The organism is Clostridium cibarium, from assembly GCF_014836335.1.
Taxonomy (GTDB): Bacteria; Bacillota; Clostridia; order Clostridiales; family Clostridiaceae; genus Clostridium; species Clostridium cibarium.
On the sequence record NZ_JACSRA010000010.1, the window covers coordinates 117,905 to 142,512 of the forward strand.

Sequence of the window (24,608 nt, forward strand, 5' to 3'; positions counted from 1 at the left end):
TTCAATTTTATGGATATAATATATAACAAAATTCTAATTATTCCAGCTATACTTTTAGCTTTTACATTTCATGAGTTTGCTCATGCAAAGGTAGCTGATATGTTGGGAGATAAAACACCAAGATTTCAAGGAAGACTTACCCTTAATCCAATGAGTCATATCGATCCTTTAGGGACATTACTTATTTTAATTGCTGGGTTTGGATGGGCAAAGCCAGTTGAAACAAATCCTTCAGCTTTTAAAAATTATTATAAGGACGATTTAAAAGTAAGTCTAGCAGGGCCATTAGCAAATTTAGTGTTAGCCTTTTTGGGATATTTGTGTTATGGACTATTTGTAATTTTTCAAACAAAAACAGGCTTATTACCTGCTTCGATTTCGAATGTGTTAGCAGGGATGTTAGATGGGGTTTTTTCTATTAATGTTTCGTTATTTGTATTTAACTTATTACCAATACCTGGATTAGATGGCTTTTGGGTATTAAGAGATTTAAAACCAAAGTTTTTCTACAGTATTAGCGAGTCAATATATAAATATCAGATGGTAATATTAGCATTATTAGTTGTTGGTGGTTTTAGATTTATACATGTACCGGTTGTGTATGTTATGAAGTTTATTATAATGATAGTTAATCCAGTGTTAGGATTGTTATATTAACCTAGGAGGAAAAACATGAGACTTAGAAAAAAGTGGTGGGCTAGACCTGAACTTGAAGAAAATAAATTGTTTATAAATAACCCAAGAGAATTAAAGGGAAGATGGAAAGAGGAATTTCGTAATAATAATCCTATACATCTAGAACTAGGCTGTGGTAGAGGAGGATTCTTAACACAAAATTGCTTAAGATATCCGGAAGTTAATCATGTGGCTATAGATTTAAAAGATGAGGTGCTTGTATACGCTCTAAGAAAGGTAGAAGAGTACTCTGAAATAACAAATGGAAGATTGGTTGCATTAAATATTAGCTTTGTTAGTGAGCTTTTTGATAAGGATGAAATTGAAAAAATATATATAAACTTTTGTAATCCGTGGCCAAAGGATAGGCATAATAAAAGAAGACTTACTCATTCAAGGTTTTTACAAGAGTATAAGAAATTCTTAAAAGTTGGCTCTGAAGTATGGTTTAAGACAGATGATACGGATCTTTTTAATGATTCTCAGGAATATTTTAAAGAAAGTGGATTCGAGATAGAATTTTTAACTTATGACCTACATAGTTCGGATTTTAAAGAGAATATAATGACGGAGTATGAAACAAAATTCACAAAACTAGGGATGAAAACAATGTTTTTAAGAGCTAGTTTGAAATAAGACAGGCTGTCTAAAGGTTAATTTATATTAACCATTTAGGCAGTCTGTCTTATTTTTTATAGATTAGCAAATTCTTATCATAAATCTCATGAAACATTCTAGAAGCATTCATTGCTCGATTAATTTGAAATTTTAAATCCAATTTTGAAGATATTATAATAATTACTGAGTTTTCTTTTATACTAACTTCAATGTTTTCTATAGAATCTTCAAAACTTTCATTTAATCCTTCGGCTATACTCAGAAGAACGCCTATTTTATCAATAGCTTTTATATCAAGTTTATTTATTAAAACTCCATAGGTAGGAGATAGAAAGTTATAACTGCTATTTTTTGGAGAAGCAACAATTGCAGAACTAATAAGTAATTCTCTATGAGTTAATCCGCTAATATAAGAATTTAATATCATATAAAATGAATGATTGTGATAATTGTAGTAATCAACGCTTATACCACTATCATGTAGATAAGATGCAGTTTTTATTATATTATGATAACCATCATCTAGGTGATGAAGAGGTTTTAGTGCAGTAAATAATTCTTTTGTAGTATAGTAAAGTTTTTCTGCATGGGATTTATTTATATTTAAATTTTCCATAATACCATAGAGATTATAATCTAGAATGTTTGAAACAGGACAATAGTTTTTATATACATAATCAAATATAATGCCTTCTTTTAGACCACGCCCACAAATAAGTATGTTGGATATATCGTAATAAGAAACTATCTCTTTCAAAATAAGAGCACCACCTACTATTATATCTGCCATGCAGGGAGTAAGCTTATAAAGTCGTTTTCTCTGAGCAAGACTCTTGCATTTTAGTAAATTATATATATCCTGAATATCAATATCTGTTGTAGTATAATTGTGAATAATGTCTAAAGGGTATTTTTTTCTTTCTTTATCTAGGTTTGCTATGGAGTGTATAGTTTTTCCAGTTCCAACAATGTTGTTAAGTTTTATTCCTTTAAATTTATTTATTTTGCTTAGTTCCTTTTTAATATATAAAATAGCATTATCTAAATCTTCTTTTAATATTTTATCTTCCAAATTAAAAGCATAGGATAAATTCAATGTGCCTAGAGGTAGAGTAAAACTATCTTTAATTGCTTCGTTAAGCATCCATGATATATGAGTTGATTCTCCTGAGATATCTACCAGTAGTGCATTATTTAAATCAATGCTATTTACTACTGCCAGATAATTATAATAAATTATATCTAAATCATTTAAAATGGTAACCTCCATATCTAAATTTTCGTTTATAACTTTTACAAATTCATCTTTGTTTTTTGATTTTTCTAAAAAACTTGTAGAGAATACTATAGGTTCCCTTGATCCATGAATTTTAGAAAGAGATTTATAACTTCTTAAGATAGATAAGGTTTCTTCAAGTTTTATATTAGATATTTTATTGTTTAGAATTAAGTCATAGTAAAGTCTTATTGGAGAATTTAGCTCGTCAATTATTTTAAAATAGCCATTATCTTGAATCTGGGTAATCAGAAAACTAATAGAATTACATCCTATTACAATGACACTTGTTTTCTCCATAATTACTCCTCTTTAAATAAAATAAGTCTAGATAATATTATATTGCTAGTGGGTGGATAAGTGTTAATAAAATTCTATATTGACATGAAATCTTCTTTATATGTATAATATATTCAAGAATTTAATATAGTGATTCTATGAAGAGAAGAGTAGGATTAATTGATTTTTAAAGCGAGTAAGGGATGGTGTAAGCCTTATAAATAGATTAATTTGAATAGAGACTCGGAGAAACTACATTGAAGGTAGTCGCAAGAAGTTGCGTTAAAAATTTTTAAGTGGCATTTACTGCAATTAGAGTGGTACCGCGGGAATTTTTCCGTCTCTTATTTATTAAGAGGCGTTTTTTTATTTTAACAACTTATTTCATATAAGTATAGTATTTAGGAGGATTTTATGGATTATAAAAAGAAGGTTGCTGAGTTAATCAGTGCAGAAGTAGAATTAGAAATTGAAAAGATTGAACAACTAATAGAAATTCCACCAAGGCCAGAAATGGGGGATTATGCTTTTCCTTGTTTTCAGCTCTCTAAAACTATGAGAAAAGCTCCAAACATGATAGCAGAAGAATTAAAAGAGAAATTAAATAAAGAAGGATTTGAAAAGATTGAAAATCTAGGACCTTATATTAATTTCTTTGCTGATAAAAGTATTTTTGCAAAAAATGCAATAGAGAAGGTATTAGCAGAAGGAGACAATTATGGTTCTTCTAATATAGGGGAAGGAAAAACTGTATGTGTAGAATATTCTTCACCTAATATAGCAAAACCTTTCCATGTAGGTCATCTATTTACAACAGCAATAGGTCATTCTTTGTATAAGATGTTTAAAAAAGAAGGGTATAATGCTGTAGGGATAAATCACCTTGGAGATTGGGGAACTCAATTTGGTAAGTTAATATCAGCATATCACAGATGGATAGATGAAGAAGCTTTAGAAGAGGATCCTATAAAGGAACTTTTAAGAATTTATGTAAAGTTTCATGATGAAGCAGAAAAGGATCCAACTTTAGAAGATGAAGGAAGAGCATATTTTAAAGCTTTAGAAGATGGAGATAAGGATGCTGAAGCCCTTTGGAAGAGATTTAGAGATTTAAGTTTAAAAGAGTTTGAAAGAGTCTATAATATCTTAGGAGTGGAGTTTGATTCCTATGCAGGAGAAGCTTTTTACAATGACAAGATGGATGTAGTTGTTGATAAATTAAAAGATAAAGAACTTTTAGTTGAAAGTAATGGTGCACAAGTCGTAATGCTAGAAGATTATAATATGCCACCATGTATAGTTCTTAAGGGGGATGGAGCATCCATATATGCAACTAGAGACTTAGCTGCAGCTATGTATAGAAAGAAAACATACGACTTCTATAAGAGTATATATGTAGTGGGAACCCCTCAAGCGCTTCATTTTAAACAAGTATTTAAAGTGTTAGAACTTGCAGGAAATGAATGGGCAAAAGATTGTGTCCATGTAGGATTTGGATTAGTTAAATTTGCAGACAGAAAGCTTTCTACTAGAAAAGGTGAAGTAATATTATTAGATGATCTTTTAAGAGAATCAGTGGAAAAAACTTTAGAAATAATAAATGAAAAAAATCCTGATTTAGAAAATAAGGAAGAAGTTGCAAAGAAAATAGGAGTAGGTGCAGTAGTATTTACTTATCTTAAAAATTCAAGAGAAAAGGATATAGTCTTTGATTGGAAAGAAATACTTTCATTTGAAGGGGAAACAGGACCTTATGTACAATATTCATATGCAAGGGCAAAGAGCATTTTAAGAAGAGCAGGAGAAATTAAAGGAGAGCCTAATTATAGTAAATTAAACTCAAAAGAAGAATTTGAATTAGTTAAAACGTTGGAGAATTTTAATAAATATATACTTATTTCATTAGATAAATTAGAACCTTCTGTATTAACTAGATATGTAATAGAAGTAGCTAAGGATTTTAATAAATTCTATAATGCTCATTCTGTACTTAATCTTGAGGATGAAGAATTAAAAATTGCTAGAATAAAACTTGTGGAAGCAACTTGTCAAGTTATAAAAAATGGTCTTGAACTTATAGGAATTGAAGTTGTGGAAAAGATGTAATTTATTAAATTAGAAATTTAATTGGAGTTTAAGGAATGGGGGGGTAAGATGTTCTTTGATAGGAATATTAAGTATAGGGATATATTAATTTTTGCTTTAATTGGAATAGTAGGATACAAAGTTATTGATAACTATACTTTTATATTTGATCTTGTAGGCAAATTTATATCTATAGTATCTCCATTTATATATTCATTGATATTTGCTTATATACTTAATCCTATAATGAAGATGTTTGAAAATCGTCTTAGATTTAAGAGAGGTTTATCGATACTTGTTACATATGTTAGTATATTTAGCATAGTAGTTTTGTTATTTATATATGTTATTCCAAGTATACTAGATAGTATTATATCTATAACATCAGATATTCCTACATATGTAAGAATGGTTCAAGGATGGATAAATGAAGCTACAAAAAATGAAAATATATATGAAATAGTGAAGGAAACTGGGGTCTTAGACTATTTATCAATTATTACTACAAAATTTGGTAGTTTGCTTGTATCTGCTCTTGAAGGATCTTTATCATCAGTTTTATCTATAACTACTAATTTAGTTAAGATTATTTTGGGATTTTTGATTTCTATTTACGTACTTCTCGATAAAGAAAGATTCATAGAAGAAAGTAAAACAATAACTTATATTTTACTTAAAGAAGAAAGAGGACAGAAGCTAATTTTGTGGTTAAAAACATATAATAAAATGATAGGGATGTATGTCGGGACTAAGGCTTTAGATTCTCTTATTATTGGGTTAATTGCATTAATTGGGCTAATAGTTTTGAAAGCTCCATATACAATACTAATTGCATTGGTAGTTGGATTCACAAATATGATTCCTTATTTTGGTCCGCTGATTGGGGTAATAACTGGAGCTATTGTTGGGATATTTGTATCCCCAAGTATGGCCTTTTTTATAGCATTGTTTCTTTTAGCGCTTCAACAGTTTGATGCTTGGTTTTTAGAACCAAAGTTAGTTGGGAAATCTATTGGAGTTAGACCGTTTCTTATTATTGTTGGAGTAGTAGTTGGTGGAGGTTTCTTTGGGCCTGTAGGAATGATTTTAGCCTCACCTACTGTGGCAACTATAAAACTTTTTTACGAACAAAAGGTAGCTATCTTTAAAGCGAAAAATAAAAATTTGATGAGACGAATACAAGAAAATAATGAAGAAGATCCAGAAAAGAACAACCCCTAGTATTTTAAACTAGGGGTTGTTCTTATAATGAGCAAATATCGAAGTTAATTAATATCATTAGAAATATCTTTTTCACAATCATCAATGGTAGAATTATCTACCTCAGTTTTAGAAAAGTCTTTATTAATAAATTGTTTCCAGTTTACAAAAATATGATAAAGATTAATAACATCTTGCTCATTATATAGTAATATATTCTCTAATTTTTCTTTAGGCATTCTACTTATGTAGTCTTTATCTTTCATGACTTTATGAAAGGTTTTAGCTAGATTAGAACCACTTATAACTTCGCTTTCACGTACTATCCCAAAAGATTTCTCAAGATTTTTAAGGCCTATAGAGGTATCATTGTACAGTTCATATTCTTTTTGAATATCCACAGAATCAAATTCGTTTTTAAAATTAAATTCTATACCGTATTTTTCAAATAGATAATTAATAACAGAAAAGTCGTTGTTTCCTGAAAATGTTACTATAGCTTTTTTATCTTGATTTTTCATTTTTATAAAATATTTTTGAGCTAGATAAAGAATATCTATAGATTCAGATCTATTCTCTATCATATACTGAGTTACATGAAGTTCAGTTGTTTCTTGATTAAATACACAAGCACCAAACACTCCTATACATTTAGGTTTTTTATAAACATAATGCTCTAAATCAAAGAAAATTATATCTTTAGGCAAATAATGCATTTTTTCATGACACAGCATAAATTCATTTGAAACATTGCTAACCTTTATTATATTTTCTCTAATTATCATAGTACCACAACTTTCCTATATAAATTTCAGTTATATTAAGGCAATATACTTAATAATGAATGTATTTATCCTTAAGTGTAATTAAAGTTTCATTTTATTATACCATTATTACTATAAATAATAATAGTATGAAAATTTTATAATAACATTTAATAAAAATATTTTAGAGAAATTTATACCTAGTATGGTTGACCAATTACAGTTGAGATGATATTATAATTATATGATAATGATTTTCAATATGAGGTGATATTATGTGTCTATGTGATTTAGAAATAGGTGAATACGCAACCGTTAAGATGGTAAGTGGAGATGAAAAGTTAGCAAAAAGACTTTCTGCTCTTGGATGTATTGAAGGAACTAAAGTTTTATTAAAGAGAATGGCGCCTTTGGGAGATCCGATGATAATTAATCTTAGAGGTTTTGATTTAGCAATTAGAAAGAAGGATGCTAAAAATATATTTATACATAATTAGAGGGGGAGCTTATGACAACAGTAGCACTACTTGGTAATCCAAATGTAGGAAAGACAACACTATTTAATGCGTTAACAGGTTCGAAACAATATGTTGGAAATTGGCCTGGAGTAACAGTAGATAAAAAAGAAGGATATTTTGAAGATATAAAGGTAGTAGACCTTCCAGGAATTTATGCTATGGACACATTTTCTAATGAAGAGAAGATAGCAAAAGATTATTTAAAACAAGATGAAGTTAATTTGATTTTAAATATTGTAGATGCAACAAATCTTGATAGAAATTTATATTTAACAACTCAGCTTAAAGAATTTAACAAGCCAATTATTCTAGCGGTAAATATGGTTGATATAGCTGAGAATAGAGGAATTATAATTGATTATAAAAAGCTAGGTGAATTATTAAATGTAACTGTTATACCTATTTCAGCATCTAAGAAGATAGGTATAGATAAGTTGACTAATATTTTAAAAAATGAACCATTAGAAAAAGTAAATGATGGTGATAAGTTTGATTTTAAAGATGAAAAACAAGCATATGATTTTATAGAAAAAGTAATATTGAAATGCAAGATTAAGGAAGACAAGAAAAAGAATTCTCTAACAGAAAAATTTGATAAAGTTTTACTTAATCCATGGCTTGCATATCCTATATTTATATTAATGATGATATTAACTTTTGAAATAACTTTTTCATGGATAGGACAACCTTTATCTGATTTATTAGATGGATTATTAAATGATTCATTTATGCCTTGGGTAAGTGAATTGCTTGGAAATTCCTCACCGTGGTTCCAATCACTAATTGTAGATGGAATTATATCTGGAGTTGGAGGAATATTAGTATTATTACCTGTTATTTTAGCTTTATTTGTTTGTATAACTTTCTTAGAAGATAGTGGCTATATGGCTAGAGTAGCTTTCTTAATGGATAAGTTTATGAGGAAGATTGGTTTATCAGGTAAAGCATTTATTCCAATGATAGTAGGGTTTGGATGTTCTGTTCCAGCAATTATGACTGCTAGAACTCTTGAAAGTGAAAAGGATAGAAAACTTACTGCACTACTTGTACCATTGATGTCATGTAATGCTAGACTTCCAGTATATACAGTTTTTGCAGCAGTGTTTTTCTCTAAACATCAAGGGCTTGTCGTTGCATCACTTTATCTATTGGGAATAGTAGTAGCCTTTTTAATAGGAATATTATTTAAGAAGACAATTTTTAAGAAGGATGAAGAGCCTTTTATAATAGAGTTACCTGAATATAAAATGCCTAGTGTTAAATCAGTAGTAAAACAAACTTTAGATAAAGCTAAAGGATTTATAAAAAAAGCAGGAACAATAATATTTGCAATGAGTGTAGTTATATGGTTCCTTTCAAACTTTAGTATTACAGGTAAGGTAGAAAATATAGATGAAAGTATTTTGGCAAATATAGGAACATTTATGGCACCAATCTTCGCTCCATTAGGATTTGGTAATTGGCAATCAGCTGTATCACTGCTTTCTGGAATCTTAGCAAAAGAAACAGTATTAGCATCTATGCAAGTGATTTTTGCTGGTGACTTAAGTGTTATATTATCAGCTCATTTTACGGCCTTATCAGCTTATACATTCTTGGTGTTTGTTTTGCTTTATACACCTTGTGTATCAGTTATTGGAACTATGAAGAAAGAATATGGTACTAAGTTAACGTTATTTTCAGTATTTTATCAGTTAGTACTAGCTTGGTGTGTATCATTTTTAGTATTTAACATTGGAAGTTTATTTTTTTAAAAGAAGGTGAATATATGGAAATTTTAATTACAGGAGCAATTGTATTAATTGCAGGATTTATAATATATAAGAATGTGAAAAATTCTTCAAAAGGGAAATGTAATTGTGGAGATTGTTCAAAAAATTGCCCTTCAAGAAAATAGACTATAATAGGATAAGAACTCTTATCCTATTATTTTTTTACTTTACATATGTTTTTTCCATCTGAAGAAAGGGTAATGGTTCCATCCTTATCAGTTCTGAAAATTTTGATCTTATTTGAATTAAGTAGAGCTAACGTTTCCTTGTGTGGATGACCGTAAGGATTATCCGTGCCAGCACTTATCACTACTATAGAAGGGTTAACGGCTTTTAAAAAGGCTTCTGAAGTTGAACTGGAGGAGCCATGATGTCCTAGTTTTAGTACATCTGATTTTACATTGCTATTTTGAGATAGAATCTCATTTTCTACTTCTTTTTCTGCATCACCTGTAAATAGAAATTTAGTTTCGCCAAATTTAATTAATATAACTGGAGAATAGTTGTTTAAGTTTTCTTTTGATGAATCATTTATGGGGGAGAAAACAGATATTTCAGTATTTTCTCCTAAGTCTATAGAAGATAATCCAGCTTTAAGAATATTAATTTTTAAGTTTTTACTTTTTAGTGCTTCAACCATAGATTCAAAACTTTTAGTAGTACTTTGTACTTTTGGGGAATAAAAGCGTCCTATATCAAATTGTCTTATTATAGAGGACATGTTTCCAATATGGTCTTCATGAGGGTGAGTTGCTATTAAATAATCAATTCTATTTATGTTTAATTGTTTGAGTGAAGTAAGTAATTTCTTCCTTGAAGTTTTTGGACCGGAGTCAATTAATAGATTCCTATTATTTACTTGAATAAGTATCGAATCACCTTGACCTACGTCAAAATAGTGCACTAACATTTTATTATAATTACTTTGAAGTCTTAAATTATTACTTTTACAGAAAAAAAGAATAAATGGAATTATGATTATTAGAAAAATTATAATTAAGTTTTTTCTTTTCATTAATGTAATCTCCTTAACTATTAGTATAATATCCATTAAGATTACAAATATACAGTTAGGAGAAGTAATACATTTAGTTGCATATATTATTTAAGAATAATATAATAGTTTTGATTTAAATAGAAAGGTGGATTTAATTTGTACATAAGAATAATATCATATGGGATATACATGATTTGGATGAGGCTTAGAGGTTTTAAAAGATATTTTATAGAAAAAACAAGGGGAGAAGAAGAGGCTTGGAGATATGGACAAAAAGTTTTCTTAAAGTGGAGTAGATTCACTATAAAGACATTGCAAATGGAAATTGAAGTTATAGGTGCTCAGAATATACCAAAAGGAACTTGCGTCTTTATGGGAAATCATCAAAGTATATTAGATATACCAGTCATTAGAGCTACAGTTGGAAGAACTGTAGATTTTGTGGCAAAGGAAGAACTTCTAAAGGTTCCTGTCATTGGGTATTGGATTGCTCATTTAAAGAGCGTTTCTTTAGATAGGAATAATGTAAGAGAAGGTCTTAAGGCTATGAATACAGCAATAGAGAGAATAAGTAATGGATATAATTTTGTTATATTTCCAGAAGGAACAAGAAGTAAGGATGGGAGAATTAATAGTTTTAAGAAAGGGAGCGTAAAAATAGCTACAAAATCGAGAACTCCTATTGTACCCTTTGCAATAAATGGAACAGCATCTTGTTTTGAAGAAAATAAAAAATTTAAATCCGGAAAAGTAAAAATAATATTTGGAAGGCAAATAGATACAAATAACTTGTCAAAAGAAGAAGAAAAAAGTCTTGTGGATAAATTATACAGTGAAGTGTACAATATGTATGAAGAGATTTGCTAAATGCAAATCCTTCATATTTATTTAAAATTTCTTTATGTCAATGTTTACATAGCGGAAAAATGAAAAAATGATAGTTTAAGAATTGCAAAGCCTATGATATAATGACTTTATTGTTAGTTAAAAATGCAATTATTTGAAAGCAAAATCATAAGGGGGCAAAATTAAATGAGGAAAGAGTTTTCTATAAGTAATGACAAGATTATTATTAATTTTACAGCAAAGTATTGCAAAACTTTTGAAAGTTTGTTAGAAAGTGAAGGATTTAGAAGAGTATTAGATGTATATTTAAAACAAGCCCAAAAGAAAAAAAATCTATCTTATGGATATTTAAGCAATGTGCTTAAGGAAGATGATATTGCAAATTTAAGAAAAGATTTAGTAAAAGTTTTCAAGTGTTTAACTGTTATGAGTGCTAGTGAGATTACTGATACTAATCCTAAATTTGAGGAGTTGCTATCAAATAAGGATAGTTTTATTCGTGTTGTTGAAGATTTTTATTTATTCTGGAGAAGACTTGAAAGATATACACTTATTCATAGTGGAAAAGTTGAACAAGGATTAGCAGCAATGAGTTTTACCGAAGCTAATGATAGATTTTCTAATTTAGTATTATCTTTATATAGAAAGATAGAAAAAAATGTGTTAGGAGTAGTTCCTAAAGTATTTAGAGAATTACCAGCTGGCGGAAATGCATCTATTATGATTAACAAATTAGTTTGGCCTATACCAAAAGGATATGAAATCTTAGAAGATATTCCATTTGTTGATTCAATATTATTAGAGGCACCATTTATAACTTATCCAAAGAGAAATACTAGAGATGGTATGTTTACAGAAATAGATGAGAATCCGTTAAAAGTAGCTAATATAAATAAGGATCATTGGTTCTGTTATCCTGCTAAAGTTGGTGAATTATTAGCATATATATATTTTCATAGAGATTTTATGGAACATGGAATTACACTATGCAATCTTTTCGAAATGGCTAGAAAAGAAGAATGTAGAGGAAGAAAGCCAGATATTGTTTATGTTTATGGGGCAACAGATGAAGGACAAGAATTAAAGACAGTATTTTACGATGACAGTGAAAATGATATTATGTTAGGTTATATAAATCATTCAGATAAAATTGATTATTTTGGATATATTAAAAAGATGACTTTAACTCTTCATAATTTAATAATGATTAAAAGAGGATATTTACCTATTCATGGGGCCATGGTTAACTTGACATTAAAGAATGGTAACACTGCAAATGTTGTTATTATGGGAGATAGTGGAGCAGGTAAATCAGAAAGTCTAGAAGCATTTAGATCTTTAAGTGAAGATTATATTTCAGATATGAGTATAATATTTGATGATATGGGTACATTCAAATATGAGAATGGTAAGATAGTTGGATATGGTACTGAAATTGGAGCTTTTGTTAGATTAGATGATTTAGATCAAGGCTATGCATTTAAAGAAATTGATAGAAGTATTTTTATGAATCCTGATAAAATAAATGCAAGACTTGTAACACCAGTAGCGCCATATAATGTAATAACTAAGGGATATCCAGTTGATTTATTTTATTATGCAAATAATTATACAAAAGTTGATGAAGGGGGAAATTCTCTTGAATACTTTGAGTCGCCAGAAGAAGCGATTAAGGTATTTAGAGCTGGAGCTAGAATGGCAAAAGGAACAACAACCGAGAAAGGTTTAGTTGAGTCATTCTTTGCAAATCCATTTGGGCCAGCCCAAAAGGAGAAAGAGACAGATTTATTAATAAATAAATACTTTAATGCTATGTTTAAAGAAGCAGGAGTTAAAGTTGGACAAATTAAGACTTGTCTAGGAGTTCAAGGTCAAGAAAAGACTGGCCCTAGAAATGCGGCATTAGAGTTGTTTGACGAAATTAAAAAGTTAGTATAGAAATCCAAAAAAGGAACTCTTTTAAGAGTTCCTTTTTAGTAATATTTATTTTTCCATTTTAATAATTTCTTTTTAAGTTCATTGAATTTTATTTCTAAATTTGAATTTTGAATAAATGTTGAGTATTTATTTGCTAAAATACCAGCATCAAACTGAATCAAATAAGCTATTTTTTTCAAACTAATTAAAGATTTTAATGTTGAATAAAAATCCATAAGTAGGAAGATTGCTAAAGTAAAAAATAGTGTTGGTTTAATGTTTTCTGGAATCATATTTATCAAATTAGTTACCATAGGATGAATTATTTTAACTATTCCTATAGATACAGCTCCCCACATTAATGAGAAGTGTAAACAAATTCTACCGTGAAGATTAAGTGGATCTTCTGTATAATCCCAATATTTTGTTTTAAACAATTTCTCTAATAAAAAGCCTGTGATATACTCTATTGAGGAAGTAAATAATGTTGCAAATATTAATAATACCAGTATGTTGTTGTTCTTAAAGTTAGTAAGTAATATTATTATAGATAATAAACAAGCACCATAAATAGGACAAAGAGGACCATGTAGAAAGCCTCTATTTACAAATTTCCTTTGGTTTTTATATGCGTAAGCTACTTCAGCGCACCAACCTAAAAACGAATAAAAAATATAATAAAAAAATAAATTAAAAATGTTAAAATCTAAAAAATTAACTAACTGCATACTATCCTCCTCCTGATTGTTATATCCATTATATAATAGAATTATTAACAATATATTAAAGAAAAACTTAAAAAAATCTTAAGTTTATAGTTAATGTACCAATTTACATAAAAGCATAATAAATATAGCCCTTTCTTAGTAGAAGGGCTATAGAAAATTTAATCTGCATCTCTAAAGCTTTTTTTTGCAAAAAATGATAAACAATATAATCCGGAAACTCCAACTAGACCGTATATAATTCTACTAAATGTTGTCATTTGTCCAAATAGTACTGCTACTAAATCAAATTGAAAGAATCCTATAAGTCCCCAGTTTATTGCCCCAATTAAAACTAAAATGAAAGCAATCCTATCTAATATTTTCATAAATACACACTCCTTCACATTAATACAATATATAATATATCCAGAATGTATAATATTATTCAAAATTGCTATAAAGTAATATTTCTGTCAATTGGTTGAGATAATGAAACAAAAGTATAAGTTCTTTGAATTCCATGAATATTGTTGATTTTTTCAAGTAAAACATTTTGAAGATCATGAATATTTTTGGAAATTACTTTTGCAAACATAGAATAATCACCAGTTGTCAAATGTAATTCAACAACTTCATCTATTTTTTTCATTTCTTCAAAGACATTTGTAAAAGAAGAAGCTTTGTCCACATAAATTCCAACAAAACAACAAACATCATAACCAAGCTTTCCAAGATCTAAAAGAATTCTTGAACCCTTAATAATACCTAGGTCCTCCATTTTCTTCATACGAACATGTATAGTTCCACCACTTACATGGCATATTCTAGCTATCTCCAGATATGGAGTTCTACAATCTTTAATAAGCAAATCTAAAATTTGAAGATCTAACTCGTCCAATTGAAGCGTTACATTTTCAGTCATATTATCACCTCTTTAACTTATCATTAATAATATTCTATCAAACAATATGCTATTTTCAAAGAAAAAAATAAAAAATTGCAAAAAATATATATTATTATTAATATATTCTCAAATTTGAACCATATAAAGTTAAATTGGCATAAAAATTAAGGTAACATGTTTTTATTATTGTACTTGAAAAAGAATAACTTATAATCTAATATTATAAGTAGAGTTAGTTAATAGGAGGATATAATATGTTAAATACACTTGTAGGGATACTATATTTAGTATTAATGATAGCTGTAGTAATAGGAATACTTACATTACTAAAGAAGTTTGTTTTTGCAAAAATAAGGATTAATAAATTTATTCCACTAGGAATAGCAGTAGCTGGGCTTTTGTTTCAGTTCTTTTTAAGAGTTGATAATATATATGTAAATGCAGGTATTACTATATTGGTTGTTGTAGCCTTCGCCTGGTTTTTAGATATACAACAAACTGGTGGGCCAAGAAAAAATGCGAAGAAAGTAGTAATAAAGCCAAAAGCAAAACCTAATAGAATAAAAAATAACAAGTAAAATAGAAGTTCTTGCAAAATTTGCAAGAACTTTTTTATAATTTATAATCTAAAAATATTGGTGAACTTATAGCTATTCTATTACCTTCTTGATGGATTTTAATTATATACCAATTTTCGCCCTCTTCTTTCTCATGTTCATATAAATATTTAATAGAGTTTAGATTAATATTATCAATTTTTTTAACTAGAACTCCTTTATTAGTAATTATTTCGATTTGCTTAATTTTATTTTTAGGGTCTTCTGCATATATCATAAACTTAAGCTTTTTTTTATCTATTTTTAATATATCTCCCATGAGGATATTATTAATGGTGAAATACATTTTTAGATTTCTAGATTCTGTTGAAAATGTTCGTCTTTTTCTAAATGCATCTATAATTTTTTCACTGCTTAGTTCAGTTGCTAATACTACAGTAAGGTTATCACTATCTCCAAAATTAATTCTGTGATTATCTTGACCGTTTATAGCTCCTAGTTTCCAACCTTTGTCAAGAAGGGAATAATAATATTTTTCATAACGTGAATATTTGTGAGGAAAAGATCCATTTCCTACTTCAATGGAAGTTATTAATTTATTTATTAATTCATTATAGGTTAAAGATAAGACATTTTTGTGAGGATGATTTATCGTTATAAATGAATCAGGGTTATTTATCATCCATAAGGCTAAAGCATTTAAGTTTCTAACTGTACCGGTAAAAAACGTATCACAGTTTATTATATTAAAATCACCATAAAGGGCGGTCCTTGTTTCAAATCCTACTAGAGGGATAAGGCTAGCTGATTTTTTTGAAAATTTGTCACGGGCATAATTCATAGCAATCCATTTTGAAACATGATTATTATTTATAGATGTTTCATTATTTAGATAAGAGTTATGATCAGTTAGTGCTAAAAAGTTTAATCCATTATTTTTCCCATATTCATATGCTTCTAAAGGGGTTCCTCTGCCTGTAGAAAAATCGGTATGAGCATGAGGTATTCCATAATAATATCTTAATGATTTTTTTTTGCTTTTACCCAAGCTAATTACCTCAAATAATTATTTACTATATTTATAGTGCTTATATCCTTTAAATAATGACAATAATAAATAGTAATGATAAAATAAATTTAACAATAAGAAAAAATAGAGGTAGGAGATTTAAATGATATTTGTTGGTGAGTACAATGATTTGAAAGTTGATAGAAAGGTTGACTTTGGATATTATTTGACAGATGAAGACGGGAATGATGTATTACTTCCTAATGCATCTATAAAAGAAAGAGATATAAAACTTGGAGAAGAGATAGAGGTTTTTATATATAGGGACTCTAAGGATAGACCTATTGCTACATTAAAAAAGCCATTAATTAAAGTAGGGGAAGTATCATATTTAAAGATTGTAGGTGAAAGTTCTTTTGGAGCATTTGCGGATATTGGTTTAGATAGGGATATTTTCATTCCATTAAAGGAACAAAAATTTAAATGTTTAGTTGGAAAGAGTTATTTATTATATGCTTACATAGATAAAACAGGCAGATTAGCTGCAACCACATATGTTGATAATTATATGGAAATAGGTGAAGGGTTTAAAGTTGGAGATGAAGTAGAAGTTATAACTTATGGAAAAGGCGGAGAAAAAACTATAAGAGTTGCTATAGATGGTAAATATCAAGGAATAGTTTTAGGTAATGAACATTATAATGATATTTATCCAGGAGAGAAGTTTAAAGCTAGAATAAAAAAGATATATGAAGATGGTGTCGTTGGAGTTTCTACAAGAAGAAAAAGACTCGAAGAAAGAGATGTATTGAAAGAACAAATTCTTGATTATCTAGAAAAACATGATGGATTTATGGTATATAATGATAAGACTTCTCCAGAGATAATAAAGGAAACCTTTAACACTTCCAAGAATTATTTTAAAATGACGCTTGGAGGTCTTATGAAAGAAGGGAAAATAGAGCAATCACTAGAAGGTACTAGATTAAAAAAATAATATTAAATAAAAATACTGTCTAAAAGTTCTAATTTAGACAGTATTTTTTTATGGGAAGGTAATTGAAAACCTATATCAACTATTGACTAAATTCGTATTTGGCTGTATAGTATTCCTATATAGAAATACTCATTCAAGGAGTGCAGAAAATGGACATTGTAGAAAGATTAATGTGTTTTGGATTAACTAGACATGAAGCAAATATATATTTATTACTATTTGCAGAAGGAGAGTTAAATGGATATGAAGTTTCAAAATTAACAGGCATATCAAGATCCAATACATATAATTCATTAGCTGGGCTAGTTGAAAAGGGGGCTGCTTATATTATAGATAGTGGGGCAATTTTATATACTCCAGTTAGTATAGAAGAATTTTGTAGTAATAAGATTCGGTTTATGGAAGATAATAAAGCTGAGATTATAAAAAACGTTCCAAAAAGAAAAGAAGAAACCAATGGATATATAACAATAAAAGGAGAAAAGCATATTAAAGATAAATTTAGAAATATGTTGATGCAGGCTAAGGAGAGAGTATATTTAGATATGTCTGAGAAAATGCTTAATGATGTAAAGTCGGAATTAATTGAGCTTAGAGATAGAGGTATTAAAATAGTAATAATTACAGATTCAACATTTAAATTAGATGGGACTATAATATATAATGCTGAAAAGGATCCAGTGCAAATTAGACTTATTGTAGACTCAAAATATGTTTTAACAGGGGAAATTGGGGATGAACTTAACTCCACATGTTTATATTCAAGTAATAACAATTTGGTACAAGTATTTAAAGACGCTTTAATCAATGAGATGAAGTTAATAGAAATCATGAAAGGATGAATATTTAATGAATAAGAAGCCATTTGTTACAAAAGATCAATTAGTAGAAATTATTAAAGAGTTTCCAACACCATTTCATATTTATGATGAAAAAGGAATAAGAGAAAATGCACGTAAATTAAAAGAAGCTTTTTCGTGGAATAAAGGTTTTAAAGAGTATTTTGCTGTAAAGGCAACTCCAAATCCACATCTGCTTAAGATTTTACAAGAAGAAGGATGTGGAATGGACTGTTCTTCTTTAACTGAACTTATGATGTCAGAAAAATGTGGGTTCCTTGGTGATGATATTATGTTTTCATCAAATAATACTCCAGCTGAAGAATTTCAATATGCACGTAAATTAAATGCTACTATTAATTTAGATGATATAACTCATATTGACTTTTTAAGAGAAGTAGCAGATATTCCTAAAATAATATCTTGTAGATATAATCCAGGAGGAAAGTTTGCCCTTGGAACAACTATAATGGACGATCCAGGTGATGCTAAATATGGATTAACTAGAGAACAAATGACAGAGGCTTTCTTAAGATTAAAAGAATTAGGAGCTGAAGAATTTGGAATGCATTCATTTTTAGCAAGTAATACAGTTACTAATGAATATTATCCAGAGCTTGCAAAGATTCTTTTTAAAGTTGCAGTTGAATTAAAGGAAGAAACAGGCGTACATATAGGGTTTATTAATCTTTCAGGAGGAGTAGGAATTCCATATACTCCAGATAAGGAACCAAACGATATTATTGCAATAGGTGAAGGTGTAAGAAAAGCATACGAAGAAATATTAGTTCCAGCAGGTATGGGAGATGTGGCTATATATACAGAACTTGGACGTTTTATGCTTGGGCCTTATGGACACCTTGTTACAACTGCAGTTCATGAAAAACATATATATAAAGAATATATAGGTGTTGATGCATGTGCAGTTAACTTAATGAGACCAGCAATGTATGGAGCATATCATCATATAACTGTAATGGGCAAAGAAAATGAACCTTGTGATTATGTTTATGATGTAGTAGGATCATTGTGTGAAAATAACGATAAATTTGCAGTTGATAGAAAGCTTCCAAAGATTGATAAGGGAGATATACTTGTTATTCATGATACTGGTGCTCATGGATTTGCCATGGGATATAATTATAATGGTAAATTAAAATCTGCTGAAATCCTACTTAAGGAAGATGGATCTACTAAGCTTATTAGAAGAGCAGAAACTCCAGAAGATTATTTTGCAACTTTAGATTTTTAAAATTTGACAAAAATTACTTGAAGTTGTAATATAAAAATTGGAAAATTTAATAATAAGGCTAGGGGTGCTGACTATAAGTTAGCTGAGAGATATTCTGTTAGAATTGAGACCCTTGAACCTGATGTGGTTAGTACCATCGTAGGGAAGCAGTGAATACTATGTATTCTTCATAGATTTAAAATTTTAGACTTGCCTATTATGGCAAGTCTTTTTTTATAGCTGAATTCCTAAGGTGAAGAAGGAGGTGCGAAATAAATGAAGGTTAATGGAAAAGAGTTTGAACTAAAGGAAGAAAAAACATTAGATAAGTTTTTAGATGAACTTACAATAAATAAGGAAAAAGTAATAGTTGAATTAGATGGAGCTATTATAACTAAAGAAGACTTTGTAAATATAGTACTTAAAGATAGTAATGTTATGGAAGTAATAAGCTTTGTTGGAGGAGGCTAAATTAATGAAAGTATTAATAAACGAAAAGGAAAGAGTTGTCGATAAGGCTTCGGTTTATGAGCTTAGAGATGAATTTAAAAAAAATGCTGATATTGTTATATTAAATGGATTCCCTATAAAAGATGATATTAATGTACAAGAAGGTGATAGAATCTGCTTTATAAAAAAAGGAGAAATGCCAAAAAAGGAGGAACTTGAAGCATTAATGGCAAGTCGTCATACTCCTAAGGTTCATGAAACTTTAAAAAGAGGAAAAGTAGCTATAGCAGGAGCTGGAGGGTTAGGCTCTAATGTAGCTATATCTTTAGCAAGAATTGGAGTTGGACATATAAAGGTTATAGACTTTGATGTAGTGGAACCAAGTAATCTAAACAGGCAACAATACTATATAAAGCATATAGGAATGAAAAAGGTATATGCATTAAAGGAAATTCTTACAGAGATTAATCCTTTTATAGAAGTAGAAGTGTTAGATTTAAAAGTTGAGAAAGATAATATTAAGGATATTTTTAATGGATTTGATATAGTAGTTGAAGCTTTTGATAATGCAGTATATAAAGCTCTTCTAGTAGGAGAAATATTAAAGAATTTCAAAAAAACTAAAATTATATCAGCCTCAGGTATGGCGGGATTTTATTCCAATAACATTATATATACTAAAAAAATAAATGACAGATTATATATTTGCGGAGATAGAATTCATGAAGCAGGGATAAATGAAGGGCTTATGGCTCCTAGGGTTGGAATTGTAGCTAACCATGAGGCAAACACAGTACTAAGACTATTATTAAATGAGATAGAAGTATAAATATTGGGGGAGTAGAAATGAATAAATTTATATTAGGCAAGCAGGAACTTAGTTCAAGGTTATTAGTTGGTACAGGAAAGTATGGAAATAATAAAATACTTCCAGATGTAGTTAAGGAATCAGGCACAAATATAGTTACTATGGCTGTAAGAAGAGTTGACCTAGATAACAAAGAGGAAAATATAATAGAATATATACCAAAAGATATAATATTACTTCCAAATACATCAGGAGCTAGAAATGCAGAAGAAGCTATTAGAATAGCAAGAATAGCTAAAGCTATGGGATGTGGTAATTGGATTAAAATAGAGGTTATTTCAGATACCAAATATTTAATGCCAGATAATTTAGAAACTCTTAAGGCTACTGAGGTATTAGTAAAGGAAGGATTTAATGTTTTACCATATATGAATCCAGACTTAATGATGGGTAAGCGGATGGCAGAGGCAGGGGCAGCGGCAGTAATGCCATTAGGTGCACCAATTGGAAGTAATAGAGGAATAAGAACAAAAGAACTTATAGAAATTATGATAGATGAAATAGATACACCTATAATAGTTGATGCTGGTATAGGTCGACCTTCAGATGCAGCACTTGCTATGGAGATGGGAGCTTCAGCAGTTCTAGTAAACACTGCACTTTCATCAGCTAAAGATCCTATAGCTATGGCTAAGGCATTTAAAAAGGCTGTAGAAGCAGGAAGAGAAGCATACCTAGCTGGTCTTGGAGCAGAAAGTACAAAGGGCAATGCATCATCTCCTTTAACAGGATTTTTAGGTTAAAGAGGTGGAAAATATGAGTGTATATGAATATATAAAAGAAAATACAGATTTTGATTTTTACGAAGCTCTAGATAAGATTACAGATGAGGATATAAAGAGGGCTATAAACAAGAAAAAACTTATGCCAGAAGATTTTTTAGCCTTAATCTCAAAAGGAGCAGAAAACTATTTAGAAGAAATAGCTCAAAAAGCTCATAAATTAACTGAGCAATATTTTGGGAAGACAGTGTTATTATATACTCCTATATATCTTGCTAATTACTGTGTAAATAAATGTGCCTATTGCGGATATAATCACGATAATGACATTCATAGAAAAAAATTAACCTTAGAAGAAATAGAGAAAGAAGCCATAGCTGTAAGTAAAAGAGGATTTAAGCATATTATCTTTTTAACTGGTGAGTCGCAAAAGGATACACCTGTTGAATATATAATTGATGCTACAAAGATACTAAAGAAATATTTTTCATCACTAGCTATAGAAATTTACCCACTAACAGAAGAAGATTATAAAAGGGTTGTAGAAGCTGGAGTGGATTCTTTAACTGTATATCAAGAATGTTATGATGAAAAAATATATGATAAGGTTCATGTAGCTGGGCCTAAGAAAAATTATAAGTTTAGATTAGATGCTATAGAAAGAGGCTGCAAAGCAGGAATAAGAAGTGTCAATTTAGCTCCACTCTTAGGATTAAATGATTGGAGAATTGAAGTTTATAAGATGATGCTTCATGGCTTGTATTTAAGAAAGAAATATCCAGAGGTTGAAGTGGGATTTTCTACTCCAAGAATTAGACCATGTGTAGGGGGATATAATGATTTAAAGGAAGTAAGTGATAAGGAATTAGTTCAAGCTATTATAGCGATGCGATTGATGTTCCCTAATTGTACTTTAAATATTTCATCAAGAGAAGGAAGAGGATTTAGAGAAAAGCTTATTCCACTTGGAGTTAATAAGGTTTCTGCTGGAGTATCTACTGCTATTGGTGGACATACAATGGACATGGAGGAAGCAGGAGAAGTTCAGTTTGATATAAATGATAGTAGAGATGAAAATGAAATGAAAGAAATGATAAGAAACATAGGTTATGAACCTATATTTAAAGATTGGCTGGGAGCATTTTAGATGAATGTAATAGGGGTTACCAACAGAAAATTGTGTGCTGATTTTTATAAGAGGATAGAAGAAATAGCTAAAAAAGATTTACAATATCTGATACTTAGGGAGAAGGATTTACTAGCTAAAGATCTAGAAATAATGGCTTTAAAAGTGATGGATATACTTAAAGGATCTGGGATGGGTTTGGTAATAAATGGGAACTTAGGTGTAGCAAAAAAAGTTGAAGCAGCAGGGGTACAACTTTCTTTTAGGGATTTTATAAAAGGAAAAAGTATTAATTATGACGGAGTAGTAGGAGTATCTATTCATAGTTTTGAAGAGGCCATTGAAGTGGATAATAGAGGTGCTAGCTATATGATTTATGGGCATATATTTGAAACTGATTGTAAAAAAGGTGTTTTGCCCAGAGGACTTAAGGAATTTAAAGCTATATGTGAAAGTGTTACAACTCCTGTATATGCTATAGGTGGGATTACCAAAGAAAATGCACAGTTTGTAATGGATAGTGGTGCCTATGGTGTAGCATATATGTCTTCATTAATGAAGGGTAAAAGGTTGGAATAACCTTTTATAATATGTATAATATAGGTATAAGAGCGTAGAGGAGGAGTATAAAATGGTTAAGCATATAGTATTATGGAAACTTAATGATGAGGGAAAGAAAGATGGAGCTACTAAAGTAGTTACCTTATTACAAGGCAAATTTAAAGCACTTTTAGGTGTGGTAGATGGACTTAAGGCAATAGAAGTTGGAGAAAACTATAATGGTGGAGAATATGATATGACATTATATTGTGAATTTGAAAGCAAAGAAGCACAAGATAATTATCAAACACATCCAGCTCATTTAGAAATTAAGAAAGTAGTTCATACATTTGTAGATGGTAGAGCTTGCGTAGATTACGTAATTTAAATTTTAAAAGGCATTACAGTCAGTATTAAAAAATAATATGAATTGACATATTAAATAAAAAGATGTAATATGAAAAAAGTAAAATGTAATATGATGATATGGTAGAGGCGCTATATATAATTAGTATCTTATTTTAGTGGGCACACGTTTTGAGGATAAGAGAAAGGTATAATAGCCGAAGGATAAAAATATTTGCAATTTTTTATTCTGGGTATGCATATAATATATGTATAACTGTCACGAAAGTGGAGGGCTACAAATTTACAAAATTTCTATAAGTATGACTTTTTAGAATTGTTTTGCCCGTCATGAAAATGATGGGCTTTATTTTTGAAAAGGACAGGCCCTTACCTAGAATATGGAGGTAAGAAAAATGAAAATTAAAGGAATTTGGTTACCTATAGTAACCCCATTTAAAGAAGAAAAGGTTGATTTAGCATCTTATGAAAGGCTGGTAAATCATTATATTAATGAAGGGGTAGATGGAATAATGCCCCTTGCAACAACTGGCGAAACACCAACATTAACAGAAGAAGAGTATGAAATGTTACTAGAAAAGACTATGGAATTAACTAGTGGTAAAGTGGGAGTGTTTGTAGGACTTGGAGGAAATAATACTAAGGCTTTATTAAATAAGTTGAAATTAGTTGAGAAGTATAAGGTAGATGGAATTTTATCAGTAAGTCCTTACTACAACAGACCTGATCAAAGAGGTATTTATGAACATTTTAATAGAATTTCTGAAAATACAGATTTAGATATAGTTCTTTATAATATTCCATATAGAACGGGAAGAAATATAGAAAATGAAACTTTATTTAAATTAGCAGAAAAGAAAAATATTATAGGGGTTAAGGATGCTTCAGGAGATTTTAATAAGACTATAGATTTACTTCTTAATAGGCCAGAAGGGTTTAGTGTTCTATCTGGAGAAGATGCTTATTTTTATAATTCACTTTTACTTGGTGGAAATGGTGGTATTATGGCCTCAGCTCATTTAAGAACAAGAGATTTTATAAAAGTTTATAAGGATATAGAAAATAATGATCATAAGGAAGCATTAAAAACTTGGAGAGAATTAAGTAAGTTTATTCCTCTATTATTTAAGGAACCAAATCCTACACCTATTAAATATATTTTAGAGAAAAAGGGTTTAATTGATTCAGGGGAAGTAAGGTTACCTTTGGTTGAGATAACTGATGAACTAAAAAAAGAATTAGAATTTTTAATTTAATATTATTAAAAAAAGGGGCTGTATCAAAATAAATTTTGATACTAGCCGAAAATGCTAAAAGAGGATTCAGAATTTGAATCCTCTTTTTT

The 24,608-nt window shown here is 29.2% G+C and carries 27 protein-coding genes, 2 riboswitches and 1 other annotated feature; of the genes, 20 read left to right on the forward strand and 7 right to left on the reverse strand.

Features of this window, described 5'->3' with window-relative positions:
* Positions 1-9 precede the first annotated feature (9 nt).
* Positions 10-657, forward strand: a complete 648-nt coding sequence (locus H9661_RS08305; protein WP_191768224.1) for a site-2 protease family protein — start codon at positions 10-12, stop codon at positions 655-657.
* Between the two features lie 15 nt (positions 658-672).
* Entirely contained in the window at positions 673-1,311 is a 639-nt protein-coding gene (trmB, locus tag H9661_RS08310) for a tRNA (guanosine(46)-N7)-methyltransferase TrmB (RefSeq protein ID WP_191768202.1), read from the forward strand.
* A 49-nt stretch (positions 1,312-1,360) separates the two neighbouring features.
* On the opposite strand, the gene H9661_RS08315 is transcribed toward trmB, so the two are convergent.
* Positions 1,361-2,869 carry a Ppx/GppA phosphatase family protein gene (locus H9661_RS08315; protein WP_191768204.1) on the reverse strand — a complete coding sequence of 503 codons (1,509 nt, stop codon included), beginning with the start codon at positions 2,867-2,869 and terminating at the stop codon, positions 1,361-1,363.
* Positions 2,870-2,997: 128 nt separating this feature from the next.
* Positions 2,998-3,196 (forward strand) — a binding site (T-box leader).
* A gap of 66 nt (positions 3,197-3,262) precedes the next feature.
* Between H9661_RS08315 and argS the strand changes: the two genes are divergently transcribed.
* Both argS and H9661_RS08325 read left to right on the forward strand, forming a co-directional pair.
* Complete coding sequence (argS, locus tag H9661_RS08320; RefSeq protein WP_143316040.1) at positions 3,263-4,954, forward strand: arginine--tRNA ligase; 1,692 nt, start codon at positions 3,263-3,265, stop codon at positions 4,952-4,954.
* 48 nt (positions 4,955-5,002) lie between these two features.
* Positions 5,003-6,154, forward strand: coding sequence for an AI-2E family transporter (locus H9661_RS08325; protein ID WP_143316039.1), 1,152 nt, complete (start codon positions 5,003-5,005; stop codon positions 6,152-6,154).
* Positions 6,155-6,198: 44 nt separating this feature from the next.
* Here H9661_RS08325 and H9661_RS08330 read toward each other — a convergent pair whose 3' ends face one another.
* Positions 6,199-6,918, reverse strand: coding sequence for a ribonuclease H-like domain-containing protein (locus H9661_RS08330; RefSeq protein WP_143316038.1), 720 nt, complete (start codon positions 6,916-6,918; stop codon positions 6,199-6,201).
* A gap of 254 nt (positions 6,919-7,172) precedes the next feature.
* Between H9661_RS08330 and H9661_RS08335 the strand changes: the two genes are divergently transcribed.
* From H9661_RS08335 to H9661_RS08345, 3 genes are read left to right on the forward strand one after another with little or no spacing between them, the layout of a single operon-like run.
* Positions 7,173-7,394 carry a FeoA family protein gene (locus H9661_RS08335; protein ID WP_191768206.1) on the forward strand — a complete coding sequence of 74 codons (222 nt, stop codon included), beginning with the start codon at positions 7,173-7,175 and terminating at the stop codon, positions 7,392-7,394.
* Between the two features lie 11 nt (positions 7,395-7,405).
* Positions 7,406-9,169 carry a ferrous iron transport protein B gene (gene feoB / locus H9661_RS08340; protein WP_191768209.1) on the forward strand — a complete coding sequence of 588 codons (1,764 nt, stop codon included), beginning with the start codon at positions 7,406-7,408 and terminating at the stop codon, positions 9,167-9,169.
* 14 nt (positions 9,170-9,183) lie between these two features.
* Entirely contained in the window at positions 9,184-9,312 is a 129-nt protein-coding gene (locus H9661_RS08345) for a FeoB-associated Cys-rich membrane protein (RefSeq protein ID WP_143316035.1), read from the forward strand.
* Between the two features lie 29 nt (positions 9,313-9,341).
* Here the strand turns inward: H9661_RS08345 and H9661_RS08350 are convergent, their stop codons facing one another.
* Positions 9,342-10,202, reverse strand: coding sequence for a ComEC/Rec2 family competence protein (locus tag H9661_RS08350; RefSeq protein WP_191768211.1), 861 nt, complete (start codon positions 10,200-10,202; stop codon positions 9,342-9,344).
* 138 nt (positions 10,203-10,340) lie between these two features.
* On the opposite strand from H9661_RS08350, the gene H9661_RS08355 reads away from it, so the two are divergent.
* Complete coding sequence (locus H9661_RS08355) at positions 10,341-11,051, forward strand: lysophospholipid acyltransferase family protein (RefSeq protein ID WP_243240364.1); 711 nt, start codon at positions 10,341-10,343, stop codon at positions 11,049-11,051.
* Positions 11,052-11,216: 165 nt separating this feature from the next.
* Positions 11,217-12,968, forward strand: coding sequence for a phosphoenolpyruvate carboxykinase (ATP) (locus tag H9661_RS08360; RefSeq protein WP_143316033.1), 1,752 nt, complete (start codon positions 11,217-11,219; stop codon positions 12,966-12,968).
* Between the two features lie 35 nt (positions 12,969-13,003).
* Here H9661_RS08360 and H9661_RS08365 read toward each other — a convergent pair whose 3' ends face one another.
* The 3 genes from H9661_RS08365 to H9661_RS08375 form a co-directional block, all read right to left on the reverse strand.
* Positions 13,004-13,675, reverse strand: coding sequence for a putative ABC transporter permease (locus H9661_RS08365; RefSeq protein WP_143316032.1), 672 nt, complete (start codon positions 13,673-13,675; stop codon positions 13,004-13,006).
* Positions 13,676-13,833: 158 nt separating this feature from the next.
* Complete coding sequence (locus H9661_RS08370; RefSeq protein ID WP_143316031.1) at positions 13,834-14,040, reverse strand: DUF378 domain-containing protein; 207 nt, start codon at positions 14,038-14,040, stop codon at positions 13,834-13,836.
* Positions 14,041-14,108: 68 nt separating this feature from the next.
* Positions 14,109-14,576, reverse strand: coding sequence for an Lrp/AsnC ligand binding domain-containing protein (locus H9661_RS08375; RefSeq protein ID WP_143316030.1), 468 nt, complete (start codon positions 14,574-14,576; stop codon positions 14,109-14,111).
* 236 nt (positions 14,577-14,812) lie between these two features.
* Here H9661_RS08375 and H9661_RS08380 point away from each other — a divergent pair, with 236 nt between their 5' ends.
* The gene (locus H9661_RS08380) at positions 14,813-15,136 is read left to right on the forward strand and encodes a hypothetical protein (protein WP_143316029.1); all 324 of its coding nucleotides are present in this window, start codon (positions 14,813-14,815) and stop codon (positions 15,134-15,136) included.
* 34 nt (positions 15,137-15,170) lie between these two features.
* On the opposite strand, the gene H9661_RS08385 is transcribed toward H9661_RS08380, so the two are convergent.
* Positions 15,171-16,163 carry a CehA/McbA family metallohydrolase gene (locus H9661_RS08385; RefSeq protein ID WP_207729651.1) on the reverse strand — a complete coding sequence of 331 codons (993 nt, stop codon included), beginning with the start codon at positions 16,161-16,163 and terminating at the stop codon, positions 15,171-15,173.
* A 124-nt stretch (positions 16,164-16,287) separates the two neighbouring features.
* Here H9661_RS08385 and H9661_RS08390 point away from each other — a divergent pair, with 124 nt between their 5' ends.
* From H9661_RS08390 to dapA, 10 genes are all read left to right on the forward strand, one after another.
* Positions 16,288-17,121: a CvfB family protein gene (locus H9661_RS08390; RefSeq protein ID WP_191768214.1), complete on the forward strand. Its 834-nt coding sequence runs from the start codon at positions 16,288-16,290 to the stop codon at positions 17,119-17,121.
* A 149-nt stretch (positions 17,122-17,270) separates the two neighbouring features.
* On the forward strand, positions 17,271-17,963 hold the full coding sequence (locus H9661_RS08395) for a TrmB family transcriptional regulator (protein WP_143316026.1): 693 nt from the start codon (positions 17,271-17,273) through the stop codon (positions 17,961-17,963).
* 7 nt (positions 17,964-17,970) lie between these two features.
* Positions 17,971-19,212 carry a diaminopimelate decarboxylase gene (locus tag H9661_RS08400; protein ID WP_143316025.1) on the forward strand — a complete coding sequence of 414 codons (1,242 nt, stop codon included), beginning with the start codon at positions 17,971-17,973 and terminating at the stop codon, positions 19,210-19,212.
* A 50-nt stretch (positions 19,213-19,262) separates the two neighbouring features.
* Positions 19,263-19,374, forward strand: a riboswitch (TPP riboswitch).
* 93 nt (positions 19,375-19,467) lie between these two features.
* Positions 19,468-19,662, forward strand: coding sequence for a sulfur carrier protein ThiS (gene thiS, locus H9661_RS08405; RefSeq protein WP_143316024.1), 195 nt, complete (start codon positions 19,468-19,470; stop codon positions 19,660-19,662).
* 4 nt (positions 19,663-19,666) lie between these two features.
* The gene (gene thiF, locus H9661_RS08410; protein WP_143316023.1) at positions 19,667-20,470 is read left to right on the forward strand and encodes a sulfur carrier protein ThiS adenylyltransferase ThiF; all 804 of its coding nucleotides are present in this window, start codon (positions 19,667-19,669) and stop codon (positions 20,468-20,470) included.
* A 17-nt stretch (positions 20,471-20,487) separates the two neighbouring features.
* Positions 20,488-21,252: a thiazole synthase gene (locus H9661_RS08415; protein ID WP_143316022.1), complete on the forward strand. Its 765-nt coding sequence runs from the start codon at positions 20,488-20,490 to the stop codon at positions 21,250-21,252.
* Between the two features lie 13 nt (positions 21,253-21,265).
* The gene (gene thiH / locus H9661_RS08420) at positions 21,266-22,378 is read left to right on the forward strand and encodes a 2-iminoacetate synthase ThiH (RefSeq protein WP_143316021.1); all 1,113 of its coding nucleotides are present in this window, start codon (positions 21,266-21,268) and stop codon (positions 22,376-22,378) included.
* Positions 22,379-22,936: a thiamine phosphate synthase gene (locus tag H9661_RS08425; protein ID WP_191768216.1), complete on the forward strand. Its 558-nt coding sequence runs from the start codon at positions 22,379-22,381 to the stop codon at positions 22,934-22,936. It begins immediately after the preceding gene.
* A 52-nt stretch (positions 22,937-22,988) separates the two neighbouring features.
* Complete coding sequence (locus tag H9661_RS08430) at positions 22,989-23,285, forward strand: Dabb family protein (protein ID WP_143316019.1); 297 nt, start codon at positions 22,989-22,991, stop codon at positions 23,283-23,285.
* Between the two features lie 94 nt (positions 23,286-23,379).
* Positions 23,380-23,549: riboswitch (Lysine riboswitch) on the forward strand.
* A gap of 109 nt (positions 23,550-23,658) precedes the next feature.
* Positions 23,659-24,519 (forward strand): 4-hydroxy-tetrahydrodipicolinate synthase, encoded by an 861-nt coding sequence (gene dapA / locus H9661_RS08435; RefSeq protein ID WP_143316018.1) that lies wholly within the window; start codon positions 23,659-23,661, stop codon positions 24,517-24,519.
* Positions 24,520-24,608: the final 89 nt, after the last annotated feature.

Coding starts and splice junctions, on each gene's coding strand:
- H9661_RS08390 (WP_191768214.1), top strand. CDS start 16,288: ATGATATTTGTTGGTGAGTACAATGATTTGAAAGTTGATAGAAAGGTT.
- thiF (WP_143316023.1), top strand. CDS start 19,667: ATGAAAGTATTAATAAACGAAAAGGAAAGAGTTGTCGATAAGGCTTCG.
- H9661_RS08365 (WP_143316032.1), bottom strand. CDS start 13,675: ATGCAGTTAGTTAATTTTTTAGATTTTAACATTTTTAATTTATTTTTT.
- H9661_RS08370 (WP_143316031.1), bottom strand. CDS start 14,040: ATGAAAATATTAGATAGGATTGCTTTCATTTTAGTTTTAATTGGGGCA.
- H9661_RS08430 (WP_143316019.1), top strand. CDS start 22,989: ATGGTTAAGCATATAGTATTATGGAAACTTAATGATGAGGGAAAGAAA.
- argS (WP_143316040.1), top strand. CDS start 3,263: ATGGATTATAAAAAGAAGGTTGCTGAGTTAATCAGTGCAGAAGTAGAA.
- feoB (WP_191768209.1), top strand. CDS start 7,406: ATGACAACAGTAGCACTACTTGGTAATCCAAATGTAGGAAAGACAACA.
- H9661_RS08360 (WP_143316033.1), top strand. CDS start 11,217: ATGAGGAAAGAGTTTTCTATAAGTAATGACAAGATTATTATTAATTTT.
- H9661_RS08350 (WP_191768211.1), bottom strand. CDS start 10,202: ATGAAAAGAAAAAACTTAATTATAATTTTTCTAATAATCATAATTCCA.
- H9661_RS08380 (WP_143316029.1), top strand. CDS start 14,813: ATGTTAAATACACTTGTAGGGATACTATATTTAGTATTAATGATAGCT.
- H9661_RS08400 (WP_143316025.1), top strand. CDS start 17,971: ATGAATAAGAAGCCATTTGTTACAAAAGATCAATTAGTAGAAATTATT.
- thiS (WP_143316024.1), top strand. CDS start 19,468: ATGAAGGTTAATGGAAAAGAGTTTGAACTAAAGGAAGAAAAAACATTA.
- H9661_RS08325 (WP_143316039.1), top strand. CDS start 5,003: ATGTTCTTTGATAGGAATATTAAGTATAGGGATATATTAATTTTTGCT.
- H9661_RS08395 (WP_143316026.1), top strand. CDS start 17,271: ATGGACATTGTAGAAAGATTAATGTGTTTTGGATTAACTAGACATGAA.
- H9661_RS08315 (WP_191768204.1), bottom strand. CDS start 2,869: ATGGAGAAAACAAGTGTCATTGTAATAGGATGTAATTCTATTAGTTTT.
- H9661_RS08375 (WP_143316030.1), bottom strand. CDS start 14,576: ATGACTGAAAATGTAACGCTTCAATTGGACGAGTTAGATCTTCAAATT.
- H9661_RS08345 (WP_143316035.1), top strand. CDS start 9,184: ATGGAAATTTTAATTACAGGAGCAATTGTATTAATTGCAGGATTTATA.
- H9661_RS08305 (WP_191768224.1), top strand. CDS start 10: ATGGATATAATATATAACAAAATTCTAATTATTCCAGCTATACTTTTA.
- H9661_RS08415 (WP_143316022.1), top strand. CDS start 20,488: ATGAATAAATTTATATTAGGCAAGCAGGAACTTAGTTCAAGGTTATTA.
- H9661_RS08330 (WP_143316038.1), bottom strand. CDS start 6,918: ATGATAATTAGAGAAAATATAATAAAGGTTAGCAATGTTTCAAATGAA.
- trmB (WP_191768202.1), top strand. CDS start 673: ATGAGACTTAGAAAAAAGTGGTGGGCTAGACCTGAACTTGAAGAAAAT.
- thiH (WP_143316021.1), top strand. CDS start 21,266: ATGAGTGTATATGAATATATAAAAGAAAATACAGATTTTGATTTTTAC.
- dapA (WP_143316018.1), top strand. CDS start 23,659: ATGAAAATTAAAGGAATTTGGTTACCTATAGTAACCCCATTTAAAGAA.
- H9661_RS08425 (WP_191768216.1), top strand. CDS start 22,379: ATGAATGTAATAGGGGTTACCAACAGAAAATTGTGTGCTGATTTTTAT.
- H9661_RS08335 (WP_191768206.1), top strand. CDS start 7,173: ATGTGTCTATGTGATTTAGAAATAGGTGAATACGCAACCGTTAAGATG.